The organism is Microbacterium ulmi (genome assembly GCF_011759705.1).
Classification (GTDB): Bacteria; Actinomycetota; Actinomycetes; order Actinomycetales; family Microbacteriaceae; genus Microbacterium; species Microbacterium ulmi.
The window spans coordinates 1,707,978-1,722,814 of sequence record NZ_JAAOZF010000001.1; the positions used below are offsets into that span (position 1 = coordinate 1,707,978).

The 14,837-nt window shown below is 71.8% G+C and carries 15 protein-coding genes; 13 read left to right on the forward strand and 2 right to left on the reverse strand.

The window, feature by feature from the left end; all coding sequences use genetic code 11:
• Positions 1 to 94 precede the first annotated feature (94 nt).
• Entirely contained in the window at positions 95 to 1,102 is a 1,008-nt protein-coding gene (gene tilS, locus FHS08_RS08150) for a tRNA lysidine(34) synthetase TilS (RefSeq protein WP_167037751.1), read from the forward strand.
• Positions 1,103 to 1,267: 165 nt separating this feature from the next.
• Here tilS and FHS08_RS17140 read toward each other — a convergent pair whose 3' ends face one another.
• On the reverse strand, positions 1,268 to 1,810 hold the full coding sequence (locus tag FHS08_RS17140; protein WP_167037754.1) for a DUF937 domain-containing protein: 543 nt from the start codon (positions 1,808 to 1,810) through the stop codon (positions 1,268 to 1,270).
• A gap of 145 nt (positions 1,811 to 1,955) precedes the next feature.
• Here FHS08_RS17140 and hpt point away from each other — a divergent pair, with 145 nt between their 5' ends.
• From hpt to lysS, 12 genes are all read left to right on the forward strand, one after another.
• Positions 1,956 to 2,507 (forward strand): hypoxanthine phosphoribosyltransferase, encoded by a 552-nt coding sequence (gene hpt / locus FHS08_RS08160; RefSeq protein WP_167037757.1) that lies wholly within the window; start codon positions 1,956 to 1,958, stop codon positions 2,505 to 2,507.
• Between the two features lie 130 nt (positions 2,508 to 2,637).
• Positions 2,638 to 4,644, forward strand: a complete 2,007-nt coding sequence (gene ftsH, locus FHS08_RS08165) for an ATP-dependent zinc metalloprotease FtsH (RefSeq protein WP_167037760.1) — start codon at positions 2,638 to 2,640, stop codon at positions 4,642 to 4,644.
• A 9-nt stretch (positions 4,645 to 4,653) separates the two neighbouring features.
• The gene (folE, locus tag FHS08_RS08170) at positions 4,654 to 5,244 is read left to right on the forward strand and encodes a GTP cyclohydrolase I FolE (RefSeq protein WP_167037763.1); all 591 of its coding nucleotides are present in this window, start codon (positions 4,654 to 4,656) and stop codon (positions 5,242 to 5,244) included.
• Entirely contained in the window at positions 5,244 to 6,071 is an 828-nt protein-coding gene (folP, locus tag FHS08_RS08175; RefSeq protein ID WP_167037798.1) for a dihydropteroate synthase, read from the forward strand. The genes folE and folP overlap by 1 nt, the downstream gene beginning before the upstream one ends.
• Positions 6,044 to 6,451, forward strand: coding sequence for a dihydroneopterin aldolase (gene folB / locus FHS08_RS08180; protein ID WP_167037801.1), 408 nt, complete (start codon positions 6,044 to 6,046; stop codon positions 6,449 to 6,451). The genes folP and folB overlap by 28 nt, the downstream gene beginning before the upstream one ends.
• A complete protein-coding gene (folK, locus tag FHS08_RS08185; protein WP_167037804.1) occupies positions 6,448 to 6,981 on the forward strand; it encodes a 2-amino-4-hydroxy-6-hydroxymethyldihydropteridine diphosphokinase in 534 nt (177 codons plus the stop codon). Before folB ends, folK begins: the two co-directional genes overlap by 4 nt.
• Positions 6,978 to 7,448: a DUF3180 family protein gene (locus tag FHS08_RS08190; protein ID WP_167037807.1), complete on the forward strand. Its 471-nt coding sequence runs from the start codon at positions 6,978 to 6,980 to the stop codon at positions 7,446 to 7,448. The genes folK and FHS08_RS08190 overlap by 4 nt, the downstream gene beginning before the upstream one ends.
• Entirely contained in the window at positions 7,417 to 8,091 is a 675-nt protein-coding gene (locus tag FHS08_RS08195; RefSeq protein ID WP_243847256.1) for a PH domain-containing protein, read from the forward strand. The genes FHS08_RS08190 and FHS08_RS08195 overlap by 32 nt, the downstream gene beginning before the upstream one ends.
• 125 nt (positions 8,092 to 8,216) lie before the next feature.
• Positions 8,217 to 10,202 (forward strand): PH domain-containing protein, encoded by a 1,986-nt coding sequence (locus FHS08_RS08200; protein ID WP_341800365.1) that lies wholly within the window; start codon positions 8,217 to 8,219, stop codon positions 10,200 to 10,202.
• Positions 10,199 to 10,915, forward strand: coding sequence for a DUF2520 domain-containing protein (locus FHS08_RS08205; protein ID WP_167037810.1), 717 nt, complete (start codon positions 10,199 to 10,201; stop codon positions 10,913 to 10,915). Before FHS08_RS08200 ends, FHS08_RS08205 begins: the two co-directional genes overlap by 4 nt.
• Positions 10,912 to 11,757: a pantoate--beta-alanine ligase gene (panC, locus tag FHS08_RS08210; protein ID WP_167037813.1), complete on the forward strand. Its 846-nt coding sequence runs from the start codon at positions 10,912 to 10,914 to the stop codon at positions 11,755 to 11,757. The genes FHS08_RS08205 and panC overlap by 4 nt, the downstream gene beginning before the upstream one ends.
• Before the next feature lie 192 nt (positions 11,758 to 11,949).
• Positions 11,950 to 13,473 (forward strand): lysine--tRNA ligase, encoded by a 1,524-nt coding sequence (lysS, locus tag FHS08_RS08215; protein ID WP_167037816.1) that lies wholly within the window; start codon positions 11,950 to 11,952, stop codon positions 13,471 to 13,473.
• A gap of 14 nt (positions 13,474 to 13,487) precedes the next feature.
• Here the strand turns inward: lysS and FHS08_RS08220 are convergent, their stop codons facing one another.
• Complete coding sequence (locus FHS08_RS08220) at positions 13,488 to 14,705, reverse strand: DUF4192 family protein (protein ID WP_167037819.1); 1,218 nt, start codon at positions 14,703 to 14,705, stop codon at positions 13,488 to 13,490.
• Positions 14,706 to 14,837: the final 132 nt, after the last annotated feature.

Here is a 14,837-nt window from a genome sequence, read left to right on the forward strand (position 1 = left end):
TTTCGCTCGCGACCTGCCCAATCCGCTTCATCCACGTCGTTCTGAAGCCGATTCGGTGGAGTTCTGCACGGGGCGCGGCGGATACCGTGGACGGGTGACACATCGCCCGGGCCTCGACCCCGCCGTCGCAGAGGTGCGGCGCGCCGTCCGCGCCGCCCTCGCCGGGATCGCGCAGGGCTCGACCGTCGTCGTCGCGCTCTCGGGCGGCGCCGACTCGCTCGCGCTCGCCGCGTCCGTCGCCTTCGAGGCGCCCAAGCTCGACCTCGCTGCGGTCGCGGTGACGATCGACCACGGTCTGCAGGAGGGGTCGGCGGATGCCGCGGCCGCCGCCGCCGCCCAGGCTCGGGCGCTCGGGCTCTCCGCGCGGGTCGTCCGTGTCGAGGTCGGCGCCGATGGCGGCCCCGAGGCCGCTGCCCGCGGAGCACGGTACGCGGCGCTCGCGGTCGAGGCCTCGGCGCTCGGCGCGGCCGCGGTGCTCACGGGTCACACGCTCGACGACCAGGCCGAGACGGTGCTGCTCGGCCTCGCCCGTGGATCCGGAGCGGGCAGTCTGCAGGGGATGTCGCCCGTGTCGACGGTCGGCGACGGCCTCCTGCTGCTGCGACCGCTGCTCGGCGTGCGGCGTGCGACCACCCGCGCGGCCTGCGCCGCGGCGGGACTCGAGCCGTGGAGCGATCCGCACAACGTCGACCCGCGCTTCGCGCGCGTGCGCGTGCGGGAGAGGGTGCTGCCCGTCCTCGAGGCCGAGCTCGGGCCCGGCATCACGGAGGCCCTCGCCCGCACGGCCGAGCAGGCGCGCGAGGACGCCGACGCCTTCGCCGCCATGATCGACGAGACGATCGAGGACATCGTCGATCATGCTGAGGCGGGGATCTCGATCTCGGTGCCGGCGCTCGCGGCGAATCCGCCGGCCCTGCGGCACCGCATCATCCGCACGGTCGTCGCCGCCGAGTTCGGCGAGAGCCTCACGCGCGCGCAGACGCTCGAGGTCGCGCGCCTCGTCACGGAGTGGTCGGGCCAGGGACCCATCGACCTGCCCGGCTGCCGTGCGCGACGGAGGGGTCAGCGGCTCGAGTTCACGGCACGCTCAGGCGCACGCTGAGGCCCCTCACCTCCCCGGCGACGGCCGCGGGGCTCCTGTCGACCGGAGGAGGCGCGGCTCCCCGGTGACGGCCGCGGGCCTCCGGTCGACCGGACGAGGGGGGGTGAGGCCCCCTGCCCCTGCTCAGGGCTGCGCGGCTACGTGTTGCCGCCGAACGCTGCGCGGCTACTTGTTGCCGCCGAACAGTCCGCCGAGCAGGCCTCCGATGTCGATCCCGCCGCCCGAGGACTGCGCCTGGCCGCCGCCGCCTCCGAGCAGGCCCCCGATCAGCCCGCCGATGTCGAAGCCTCCGCCTCCGGCCTGCGCCTGCGGAGCCGCCTGCTGCTGGCCCTTCGAGAGCAGGCCCATCACGATCGGCGCGAGCATGGGCAGGAGCTTGCCGAAGTCGATGCCCGCCGTCTGCGGCTCATCGGTGAGCTTCTTCGCGACCTGCTCCTTCTGGTCGCCGAAGACGTGGGTCAGGATCTTGTCGCCGTCGACCGTGTCGACCTGGTCGACGTCGATCGTGTCGCCGAGGCCCGTGTGCTTTCCGAGGGCCTTCTCGATCGCGGACGCCCCGTCGGGGGTCTGCGCGTTGCGCTGAAGCCCGCTCAGGATCGTCGCGCCGCCCTCCTGCACCGCCTGCTGCGCCACCGCGGGGTCGACGCCCAGCTTCGATGCGATCTGATCGATGGGCAGCTGCTTGAGAATGTCGTCCAGTCCGGCCATGTGAACTCGTCCCTCCGTCCGGGCGGGCGCCGTCGCCCGCGCGCGCTCAGCCTATTGCGCAGCCCCTTCCGCGGAAACCCGCCCAGACATCCGGATCCGCGCGCACACCCCTGGATCCGAGGCCCGCCGACTCTAGACTCTGACCATGCGCGCGGCCGACATCCAGAGCGAGATCACCAACGTCCTCGTCACGGAGGAGCAGATCCACGACAAGCTCCGAGAGATCGCGGCGCAGGTCGCCGACGACTATGAGGGCAAGGATCTGCTGCTGGTCGGCATCCTCAAGGGAGCCGTCATGGTCATGGCGGACTTCTCCCGGGCGCTGAGATACGTCGTGCCGATGGACTGGATGGCGGTCTCCTCGTACGGCACCGGCACGAAGTCGAGCGGTGTCGTGCAGATCCGCAAGGACCTGGACTCCGACCTGACGGGGCGCCACGTGCTCATCGTGGAGGACATCATCGACTCCGGCCTGACCCTCAGCTGGCTGCTGGAGAACTTCGAGTCGCGGGGCGCGGCATCCGTCGAGGTGTTCGCTCTGCTGCGCAAGCCGGAGGCCGCGAAGGTCGACGTGTACTGCAAATACCTGGGCTTCGAGATCCCGAACGAGTTCGTGATCGGGTACGGCCTCGACTACGCCGAGCGGTACCGCAACCTGCGCGACATCGCGGTGCTCGCGCCTCACATGTACTCGTAGCGCTTAAGCCGTGGGCGAATGCACAGAGTCGCCATAGGCAGCCCGCGATACCCTGAATTCCACCGTCGCCGGGGCATCGTGCCGCGCGCCGGCGGATCGCCGACGAAAGGGAGCGGGCGCGGCCCGAGCCATGGACTTCAAGAAGATCACTCGCAACCCGCTCTTCTACGTGCTTATGATCGGGGTGCTGCTCATCGTCGGCTTCTCGCTGATCTCGAGTCTGCAGGGCGCGAAGACCATCACGACGCAGCAGGGTCTCGAGCTGCTCGACGGCGGGACCGTCACGAAGGTGGTCAGCACCGAGGGCGACCAGCGCGTCGACATGGTGCTGTCGGAGCCCTTCGAGGGTGCCACCGACGTGCAGTTCTACTTCCTCTCCGCGCGCGCCGATGAGGTCGTCTCGGCCATCACCGCCGCCGATCCCAAAGACGGCTTCAACGACACCGTGCCTCGGGCGACGTGGTTCGACGGGTTCATCTCGCTGTTCCTGCCGATCATCCTGCTGGGCGTGCTGTTCTGGTTCCTCATGTCGAGCGCGCAGGGCGGCGGCAGCAAGGTCATGCAGTTCGGCAAGTCGCGCGCGAAGCTCGTGACGAAGGAGATGCCGCAGGTCAGTTTCGGGGATGTCGCGGGCGCCGAGGAGGCGATCGAGGAGCTCCAGGAGATCAAGGACTTCCTGAAGGACCCCGCGAAGTTCCAGGCCGTGGGGGCGCGCATCCCCAAGGGCGTGCTGCTGTACGGGCCTCCAGGAACGGGCAAGACGCTCCTCGCGCGCGCCGTCGCGGGCGAGGCCGGCGTGCCGTTCTACTCCATCTCGGGTTCCGACTTCGTCGAGATGTTCGTCGGCGTCGGCGCGAGCCGCGTGCGCGACCTGTTCAACCAGGCGAAGGAGAACGCCCCCGCGATCATCTTCATCGACGAGATCGACGCCGTCGGCCGGCATCGCGGTGCGGGCCTCGGCGGCGGGCACGACGAGCGCGAGCAGACGCTCAACCAGATGCTCGTCGAGATGGACGGCTTCGACCCCAAGGCGAACGTCATCGTCATCGCGGCGACCAACCGCCCCGACATCCTCGATCCCGCGCTGCTGCGCCCCGGTCGATTCGACCGCCAGATCGGCGTCGACGCGCCCGACCTCAAGGGCCGCCAGCGGATCCTCGAGGTGCACGGCCGCGGCAAGCCCCTCGCCGACGGCGTCGACCTCGAGGTCGTCGCGCGCAAGACCCCCGGCTTCACGGGTGCAGACCTCGCGAACGTGCTCAACGAGGCCGCTCTCCTGACGGCGCGCTCGAACGCGCAGCTGATCGACAACCGTGCCCTCGACGAGGCGATCGACCGCGTCATCGCGGGGCCGCAGCGGCGCACGCGCGTCATGAAGGACAAGGAGAAGCTCATCACGGCCTACCACGAGGGCGGTCACGCGCTCGCGGCGGCGGCGATGAACTACACCGATCCCGTCACGAAGGTCACGATCCTCCCGCGCGGCAAGGCGCTCGGCTACACGATGGTGCTGCCGCTGGACGACAAGTACTCCGTGACGCGCAACGAGCTGCAGGATCAGCTGGCGTACGCGATGGGAGGCCGTGTCGCGGAGGAGATCGTCTTCCACGACCCGACGACCGGCGCGTCGAACGACATCGAGAAGGCGACGAACATCGCGCGCAAGATGGTGACCGAGTACGGCATGACGACCGAGGTCGGCCCCGTCAAGCTCGGCTCGGCATCCGGCGAGATGTTCCTCGGCCGCGACATGGGCCACGGGCGCGAGTTCAGCGAGAAGGTCGCCGAGCGGGTCGACGTCGAGGTGCGCGCCCTCATCGAGCAGGCGCACAACGAGGCGTACGAGGTGCTCAACGCCAATCGCGAGATCCTCGACAAGCTCGCCCTCGAGCTCCTCGAGAAGGAGACGCTCGATCACCTCGAGCTCGCGGACCTGTTCAGCGACATCAAGAAGCTCCCGCCGCGTCCGCAGTGGCTCTCCAGCGACGAGCGCCCCGTGTCGGCACAGCCCCCCGTCGACGTTCCGCGCCGGCGGGAAGACGCGGGACTCGCGGCCGCCGTCGAGGCGGAGCACGAGGCGACCGAGAAGGCTCCGCGCCGTCGTCCTTCCGGACAGGCGCGCCCCGCAACCGCGTAGGCTCGGCCCGTGGCCGTCGATCGTGAACGCGTCGCCGAGCTCGTGCACGAGCTGCTCGAGGCGATCGGAGAGGACCCCGACCGCCCCGGGCTGCGTCTGACCCCCCAGCGGGTCGCGGACGCGTACGCGGAGTTCTTCGCGGGCGTCGGCGAGGATGCCGCGGCCCCGCTCGCGCACACGATCTCGGTGACGCGGGGCCCCGCTCCTGAGACGCTGCCGTCGGGCGCCGTGATGCTGCGGGACATCCGCTTCCGCTCGATGTGCGAGCACCACCTCCTCCCGTTCGCAGGCCACGCCCACATCGCGTACCTGCCGGGCGAGCAGGTCGTCGGGCTCGGTGCGCTGCCCAAGGTCGTCGAGGTGCTCTCGGCCCGCCCGCAGGTGCAGGAGCGCCTCGGCGAGCAGATCGCCGACACGATCGCGGGCTCGCTCGACACGCGCGGCGTGCTCGTCGTGCTCGACGCGACCCACGAGTGCGTCACGATGCGCGGCGGACGGCAGACGGATGCCGCGACGGTCACGATCGCGGCGCGCGGCGAACTGGCCGATCCGGCAGCGCGGGCGGAGCTCATCGCCCTCATCGGCACAGGAGGTCGCTGATGGCGACGCTCGTCATGGGGATCGTCAACGTGACCCCCGATTCCTTCAGCGACGGCGGACGATACCTCGACTCCGACGCGGCCGTCGGGCACGGTCTGCGGCTGTGGGGGGAGGGGGCCGACATGCTCGACATCGGCGGCGAGTCGACGCGGCCCGGTGCCGAGCGCATCGACCCCTCGCTCGAGCGCGACCGCGTGCTGCCGGTCGTGGAGGCTCTCGCGCAGGCGGGCGCGGTCGTGAGCATCGACACGATGAACGCCGCGACCGCCGTGGCGGCCGTGCGCGCGGGCGCGCGGATCGTCAACGACGTGTCGGGCGGCCTCGCCGACCCGGGGATGCTCGAAGCCGTCGCCGCGACCGATGCCGACATCGTGCTGCAGCATTGGCGAGGCGCGTCGTCGGACATGTATGCCAATGCGGAGTACCGCGACGTCGTGCGCGAGGTGATGGCCGAGATCGCGGATCGCGTCGCCGCCGCCGCGGCAGCCGGCATCCCTCCGTCGCGCGTCATCGTCGACCCCGGCATCGGGTTCGGCAAGAAGGGCGGGCAGAACTGGGCTGTCCTGCGCGAGCTGCCTCGCATCACGGGGCTCGGTCACCGCGTGCTCGTCGGCACGAGCCGCAAGCGCTTCCTCTCGGACGTGCTGGGAGAGGACGCATCGGAGGCGCGGCGCGACTTCGCGACCGCCGTCACGAGCGTGCTGGCGGCGCAGGCCGGCGCGTGGGCCGTGCGCGTGCACGACGTCGCGGCGACCCGCGATGCCCTGCGTGTCGTCGATCGATGGGAGAGTGAGGATCCATGGACTTCATCGACGAGATCACCCTGACCGGGGTCCGCGCGTTCGGTCGGCACGGCGTCTTCGAGGAGGAGCGCCGCGACGGCCAGTACTTCCTCGTCGATGCGACGCTGTATGTCGGGACGAGGAGCGCCGCGGAGTCCGACGACGTCGCCGACACGGTCCACTACGGACTCGTCGCGGAGCGCATCGTCGAGATCGTGCAGGGCGAGCCCGTCAATCTCCTCGAGGCGCTCGCCGACCGCATCGCGCGCGACGTGCTGGGCCGTCACGAGATCGTCAGGATGGTCGCGGTCACGGTGCACAAGCCGGACGCGCCGATCCCCGTTCCGTTCGCCGACGTGTCGGTGACCGTGCGACGCGGGCGCCCCGGCGGCGGGTACGAGGGCACGATCGAGGGGCGCGCGTGAGCCGCAGACTGACTCAGCCGCTCGCGCCCGTCGACGGCCCGCGCCCGAGCGGCCCTGTCGTCGCGGTGGTCGCGCTCGGCGCCAACCTCGGCGATCGCGCCGCGACACTCGCGGCGGCGGTCGACGAGCTGCGGCGCCTGCCGCTCACCGACGAGGTGCTGGCGGCGGAGCCGATCGAGTCCGTCGCGCTCAAGCCCGATGGTCCGGATGCCGCGGCCCCCGCCTATCTCAACTCGGTCGCCCTCGTCACGACGCGGCTCGCGCCGAGCGTCCTGCTCGGCTTCCTCCATGCGATCGAAGACCGGCACGGCCGCGAGCGCCGTGAGCGCTGGGGCGATCGGACTCTCGATCTCGATCTCGTCTCGTACGGGGATGTCGTCAGCGACGATCCCGCGCTCACGCTCCCGCATCCCCACGCGCGGGGGCGCGACTTCGTCCTCGCGCCGTGGCTCGCCGTCGACCCCGACGCCGAGCTCCCCGGGGCGGGACGGGTCGACGCGCTCCTGGCCCGTCTGCAGGGGGCTTCGTGAGGCGCACCCGCCCCGGCATCCTGATCATCGCGGCGGTCGTCGGCGGCGCCGTGGGGTTCCTGCTCGACCAGACGCTGACGGGCGCAGGACGCGCGACCTTCGCCCCGACCGTGACGCTGCCCATCCTGCTCGCGCTCCTCGGGGCTCTCGTCGTCGCGCTCGCGGTGCCCATCCGACGTGCGACGCGCGCCACGGCGCCGACGCACGTCAACCCGTTCCGCGCTGTGCGCGTCGCGATGCTCGCCAAGGCGTCGAGCATTCTCGGAGCCGGCTTCGGCGGCTTCGCCCTCGGGCTCGTGCTGTTCGTCTGGACCCGCCCGGTGGCGCCGTCGCTAGGCTCATTGGGCACGGTCATCGCGACCGCGGTGTGCGGGGCGCTCCTCGTCGCCGCGGGCCTGGTCGCCGAGCACCTCTGCACGATCCGGAAGGACGACGATGACGAACAGCCCGGAGGCGTCGATGCCTGATGGGGCTCCGCCCCACACACCCGGCTCGCCGACGCACGCCCCGGACTCGACGCCCACCACCACTGACGCGGCCGGTGCCGTGCAGCAGGAGACGGATGCCGAAGCCCCGCCCGCGGCGCTCGACGACGGCACCTTCACCCGGCTCGCGGAGCCGGGGTCGGCGAACCGGCTCGAGCTCGAGCAGGGCGTATGGCACCAGGTGTCGCGCAAGTACGTCTGGGTGCAGCTCATCTCCAGCGGCATCGTCCTGATCCTGAGCGTCGTCGCGGTCCTCGTCGTCGCGCTCGCTCTCGGGCAGACGTGGGCGTGGATCCCGGGCGGGATCTGGATCGTCATCCTGGTCTGGACGATCGCGATCATGCCGCGCCAGGCGCGCGCGATCGGGTATCAGCTCCGAGACGACGACCTCGTGTTCCGCCGCGGCATCCTGTGGCAGCGGATGGTCGCCGTCCCCTACGGCCGCATGCAGCTCGTCGACATCACCCACGGGCCCCTCGATCGCGGCTTCGGCATCGCCCAGCTCAAGTTCGTGACGGCGGCGGCGTCGACGGGGGTCGTGATCCCCGGCCTGCCGCAGCCGACGGCCGAGTCGCTGCGCGACCACCTCGTGGCGGTCGCCGAGAGCCGCCGCACGGGACTATGACAGATCCGTCGCGCCCCCAGGGCCGGCCCGCCCCTCCTCCGGAGGGTGCCGCAGGTCCGCCGCCCTCCGCGCCGCCGGCGGCCGTATACCGGTCACCGGCTCCCGCGGCGCCGCCCGGCTCGCTCGTGCGGTCGCCGCTGAGCGACGGCGAGTGGCACCGCCTGCATCCGCTCACGCCGCTCCTGCGCGGAGGGCTCTTCCTCCTGGTCGTGATCGGCATCGTCGTCTCGAACCTGCGGGACCGGCTCCTGTACGTGTTCCTCCCGGGTCTCATGCCCGAGATCGACCCGCAGGACCTCGAGGAGTGGGAGTCCAGCGGCGACCCGATCGACTGGATCATCGTCAACAACCTCTACGTCCTGGCGATCGTCGCCGTCCTCGTCGTCCTCGTCGTGCTCGTGGGCGCGTTCTACCTCTCGTGGCGCTTCCACACGTTCCGCATCACGGGGGATGCCGTCGAGGTGCGCAGCGGCATCCTGTTCCGCACGCAGCGGCGGGCGCCGCTCGATCGCGTGCAGGGGGTCAACCTCACGCGGCCGATGATCGCGCGCCTGCTCGGCATGGCCAAGCTCGAGGTCGTCGGCGCGGGCGCCGACGCCAACGTCAAGCTCGAATACCTCTCGACGGCGAACGCCGAGGCGGTGCGCGCCGACATCCTCCGGCTCGCATCCGGGAGACGCCTCGCCGAGACGAGGCCGGATGCCGGTCCCGCCTCGCGGGGGACGGCGCTGACGGCCACCGTCAGTCGCGGCATCACAGGCCTCATCGAGGGGGACGACCTCGCATCGGCCGAGCCCGAGTCGGTCGTCCACATCCCCGTCGGGCGGCTCGTGACGTCGCAGATCGTGAGCCCCGGCACCGTCGCGCTCCTGGTCGGAATCGTCGGAGTCGTCGTCGGCGCGTTCGCCGGCGTGCCCTGGCTCCTGCTGAGCCTGCTGCCGACGATGATCGCGTTCGGCGTGTACTGGGTGCGCCGCATCCTGAGGTCGCTGCGCTACGCGATCGCACCCACCGCCGACGGCGTGCGGATCACGTACGGGCTCCTCACGACGGTCACCGAGATCGTCCCCCCGGGGCGGGTGCACGCCGTCGAGGTCTCGCAGTCGATCCTGTGGCGCCCGTTCGGATGGTGGGTCGTCCGCATCAATCGCCTGACGGGCCGCAGCGCGACCGACTCGAACGCCGACCAGTTCACGACCGTGCTGCCCGTGGGAACCGCCGCCGACGTCGAGCGCGTCCTGCGGCTGCTCCTGCCGCAGGTTCCCGACGGCGAATGGCCGCTCCTCGTGCAGCAGGGCGTGCTCGGCGGTCCCTCGGACGGCGACTTCGTCGCGACGCCCCAGCGCGCATGGTTCCTGCGACCGCTGTCGTGGCGCCGCAACGGATTCCGCAGGACCCCCGATCTCGTGCTGCTGCGTCGGGGCCAGATCTGGCGGACGCTCACGATCCTCCCGCTCGCCCGCCTGCAGAGCATCGCGCTGCACCAGGGCCCCGTCGACCGGATGCTGCGGATCGCGTCGTTCCGCGGCCACACGGTCGCGGGCCCCGTGTCGACGAGCCTCGCGGCGGTGGATCGGGACACCGCGCTCGCCCTGTTCGCAGACGCCGCGGAGGCCGGCGTCCGCGCGGCCGCCGCGGATCGCACGCACCGCTGGGGTGCCGAAGCGGATGCCGCGGGTCCGAGTGCGGCTGCGGGGGTCGCGGCCGGTCCGGGCGCCGCGGCGGGTGCGGGTGCGCCGGCGGCGGGTGCGGGTGCGCCGGGTGCGGGTGCGGGTGCCTGGTCCGCGGCAGGTCCGGTTGCAGGTGCGGCGGGTGCGGTTGCGCCGGCGGCAGGTGCGGGTGCCTGGTCCGCGGCAGGTTCGGTTGCAGGTGCGGCGGCTGCGGCTGCGGGGTCGGATGCCGCGGTCCCGGATGCAGCGGTCCCGGGTGCGGCTGGTGCGGCTGCCGCGGTCCCTGGTGCGGATGCGGGGTCGGATGCCGCGGTCCCGGACGCCGCGGTCCCGGATGCAGCGGTCCCGGGTGCGGCTGGTGCGGATGCCGCGGTCCCTGGTGCGGATGCGGTCCCGGACGCCGCGGTCCCGGGTGCCCCCGATCCCGGGGGCGACGCGTGAGCAGGCGCGACGGACGGCTCGGCGTCGGGATCATCGGCGCGGGACGTGTGGGCCCGTCCGTCGGGGCGGCGCTCGCCGGAGCCGGCCACGCCCTCGTCGGCATCACGCACGGCTCCGACGACGAGCGGATCGCGGGGATGCTCCCCGGCGTGCCGATCCTCGACGCCGTCGAGGTCGTGCGCCGCGCCGAGCTGGTCGTCGTCGCCGTCCCGCGCGACGAGCTCGTGGGGCTCGTGGCGGGCCTCGCCGACGTCGACGCATGGCAGCCGGGGCAGCTCGTGCTGCATACGGACGCGGCGCACGGCATCGGCGTCCTCGGTCCCGCCGTCGCAATGGGTGCCATCCCGCTCGCGGTGCACCCTGCGATCTCGTTCACGGGCACGTCGATGGACCTGCGGGCGCTCAAGGACGCCTACGCGGCGGTGACGGCTCCCGCGGCGGTGCTTCCCATCGCTCAGGCGCTCGCCGTCGAGCTCGGGTGCGAGCCGGTCGTCGTCGCGGAGGAGGACCGGGCCGCCTACGCGGAAGGCATCGAGACGGCGACGGAGTTCTCCCGATCGATCGTCGGGCAGGCGGCGACTCTGCTGACCCGCGCGGGCATCCCGAACCCCGGTTCGTTCCTGTCGGCGCTGGTCCATTCGACGGTCGAGCAGGCGCTGTCCGTCGCGGGCGGCACGGACCCCTTCCCTTCCGCCGGTACGATCGCGGAATGATCCGCACCATCGCGGGCCTGCGCACCCGGCTGGCCGACGCCAGAGCCGCAGCTCCCGAGGCCCGCGTCGCCCTGATCTCGACGATCGGGTCGCTGCACGACGGCCACATCGACCTCGTCCACCGGGCGAAGGAGCTCGCCGACATCGTCGTGGTGTCGATCTTCGTCAATCCCCTGCGGTTCGCCGGCGCAGCCGAGTGGGAGGCGTACCCGCGCACGCCGGAGGACGACGAGCGGCTGCTCGACTCGCTCGGCGTCGACGTCGTCTTCGCGCCGGAGGCGGCGGAGCTGCTGCCGCAGGGATCGAACTCCACGAAGATCTCGGCCGGGGACCTCGGTCTGCGATACGAGGGGCGAACCCGTCCGTTCTACTTCGATGGACTGCTCACGGTCGAGGCGAAGCTCTTCCAGCTCGTCGATCCTGATGTCGTCGTCTACGGACTGCGCGATCGGCAGCGCATCTTCCTCGTCAGGCGCATGATCCGCGATCTCTTCTTCGACATCGACGTCGCGACCGTCGAGACCGTCCGCGACGACAGGGGGCTGCCGATCTCGACGAGAGTGGGCATGCTCGAGCCGCAGGATCTCGCGGCGGCCGCCAAGCTCCCCGCCGCCCTCGACGCTGCGGCGTCGAACGCGGATCGAGGCATCGACGCGTGCATCGCTGCGGCGCAGTCGTCGCTCATGGGAGAGCCGCGCATCCGGCTCGAATACCTCAGCGTCGTCGACCCTGCGACGTTCCTCCCCCTGGACGAGGGCGTGTCCGGCCCCGCGCTCGTGCTGATCGCGGCATCCGTCGCAGGCCATCGATTCATCGACAACGCCGAGGTCTATCTCGGCTGACGCTGCGGGGGCGGGGACGAGCCGTCTCTCGCAGCGGGAGGATGCCGGCGCCCGCGTGTTCGCGGCATCCCCGGTGCGCGATGACATTCGGTGGGCGTCGCTCGCCGAGCCGATCCGGTCGGCCGACCGCCAGGGGCAGCCCAGCCGTCCGTCGATAGACTTGGGGGTCGACTTCCGAGGAGCCCCGCCGTCATGACCGATACCCCCGTGCCCGCCGACGCCGCCGAGACCCCCGAAGAGGACGTCTTCGAGCAGAAGGCGGTGCGCCTCGCGAAGCGCGAGCGGCTGATCGCCGAACGGGCGGATGCCGCGGGCGGCGCCTATCCCGTCTCGGTGCCGATCACCACGACGATCCCCGCGCTGCGTGCCGAGTACGGCGAGCTCGAGGCCGGCGCCGAGACCGGCGTGACGGCAGCCGTCGCGGGCCGTGTCGTGTTCAGCCGCAACACGGGCAAGCTCTGCTTCGCGACCCTCCAGGCGGGCGACGGCAGCCGCATCCAGGCGATGGTGTCGCTCGCGAACGTGGGCGACGAGTCGCTGCAGGCGTGGAAGGAGCTCGTCGATCTCGGCGACCACGTGTACGTGTCGGGCGAGGTCGTCTCGAGCCGCCGCGGCGAGCTGTCGATCATGGTCGCAGAGTGGGCGATCGCGGCGAAGGCCATCCTGCCGCTGCCGAACATGTACTCGGAGCTCAGCGAGGAGAGCCGCGTGCGCAGCCGCTTCCTCGATCTCATCGTGCGCGACCGCGCGCGGGAGACCGTCGTCGCCCGTGCCAAGGTCAACGCGAGCCTGCGTGAGACCTTCGCCGAGCGTGGCTACCTCGAGGTCGAGACGCCGATGCTGCAGGTGCAGCACGGCGGGGCGTCCGCGCGTCCGTTCATCACGCGCTCGAACGCGTTCGACGCCGACCTGTATCTGCGCATCGCGCCCGAGCTGTTCCTCAAGCGGGCTGTCGTCGGCGGCATCGACCGTGTCTTCGAGATCAACCGCAACTTCCGCAACGAGGGCGCCGACTCGACGCACAGCCCCGAGTTCGCGATGCTCGAGGCCTACGAGGCGTACACCGACTACAACGGCATCGCCGATCTGACACAGGAGCTCATCCAGAACGCGGCCGCCGCCGTGTCGGGATCGACGACCGTGACATGGGCGGACGGGACGGTGTACGACCTCGGCGGCGAGTGGGACCGGCTCTCGATGTACGGATCGCTCTCGGAGGCCGTCGGCCGCGAGATCACGCCCCGGACGCCGTTCGACGAGCTCGTCGCGATCGCCGAGGCCGAAGGCGTCGAGCTGCCGCCGCATCCGATCCACGGCAAGCTCGTCGAGGAGCTGTGGGAGCACTTCGTCAAGGGCGGCCTCGAACGCCCTACCTTCGTCATGGACTTCCCGCTCGACACGAGCCCGCTCGTGCGCGAGCACCGCTCGATCGCGGGCGTCGTCGAGAAGTGGGACCTGTACGTGCGCGGCTTCGAGCTCGCGACGGGATACTCCGAGCTCGTCGACCCCGTCATCCAGCGCGAGCGCTTCACGGAGCAGGCCAAGCTCGCGGCCCGCGGCGACCTCGAGGCGATGCGCATCGACGAGGAGTTCCTGCGCGCACTCGAGCACGGCATGCCGCCCTCGGGCGGCATGGGCATGGGCATCGACCGGCTCCTCATGGCCATCACGGGCCTCGGGATCCGCGAGACGATCCTCTTCCCGCTCGTCAAGTAGCAGCCGCGCGGCGATCACGCGGGTCGCCGGAACGCCCAGTCGGGCAGGTGCCCGGCATGCACGAACGACCGGACGATCTCGGCGAGGCCGTGCTCCGGCTCGCTCTCGCACGCCTGCACGGCGTACCGCTCGGCGTGAGTCGAACGGCCCAGGGCCCAGGAGAGCCACGCGGCCGTCGCGAGGCATCCGGCCCGCCGATCCTCCGGCGCGACGCACGCGGCGGCGCGCGCGAGTGCGAGAGCGCGCTCGAGCCGATCGGGATCGGGTCGGTCGCCCTCGCCCCACATGTGCATCGCGAGGTGGGCGGGGTACTCGGCGCCGCCTTCCCACTCGAGCTGCGCGTCGAGGGCCTCGTCGCCGGCCTCGATGCCCCCGCACCACTCGACGAGCGCGATGTCGCGGAGCGACGGGCGCGACAGGCACCAGATGAGCGCGGCGCACTCGTAGGGCGAGAGGGCTGCGGCATCCCACTCCAGCGCCTCTTCGAACAGGCCGGGCAGATCATCCAGGCGGCACACGGCGACGAGGGCACCGGGATCGATGCGAGTCGCGTCGTCGTCTTCTTCTGTGTGGCATGCCGTCGGCTCTCCGGAGTCGGTGGGAGCGGCGACCCGTCCTCGGGGGCTCGACGCCGAGCCTCCGCGCCGCCTGGGCTCCGCGTCCGGGCCGCACAGGAGCGCGACGGCGCGTTCGAGCGATCGGAGGGCCCGTCCCACGTCCTCACGCGCGGCGGAGTCGGGCCGCGGAAGCTCTGCGCCGCTGGCCTGATCGCCGTCTGCGACGGGCAGATCCGGGAGACCCGCGGGCGCGATGTCGAGCTCGGCGAGGGATCGCCCGCCCGGAGGACGGTCCGCGTCGAGGTACGACGCCCACGCGTCGCTCCCGACGCACAGGAGATCTGTCACGTCCAGCCCGCACTCGTGGGCGCGCGCCTCTATCGCGCGGGCCAGAGCGGCGTGCGGCATGCCGTCGTCCGCGCTCTCGTCCGTGAAGGCGACCGCCGCGACGCCGTCGACGCGGGGGATGCGGCACACCGTGCCCACGAGAGTCGCGGCGATGCGGTCGAGCTCGTGGGCGTCGTCGGTGGCCGGCAGGTCGAAACGCAGCGCCCCGGCGCTGCGCGACCCTTCGAACGGGATGAGCACGAGGCTGCGCGTCGGACGGTAGCCGAGCAAGTGCGGAACGAAGGACAGGAACTGGGCCGCATCGGCGGCTCTCACGGTGGTCGTCATGCGACGAGAGTGCCGTCCGCACCGCACCTGCCGGACGGCGAACGGGCGAGGTGTGGGCAGAAGGTCCGCAGCAGGCCGTCGTGGAGTCGTCGATGACGGGCGACGCGGGCCGAGGCCGGGGAGAGGCGGCGG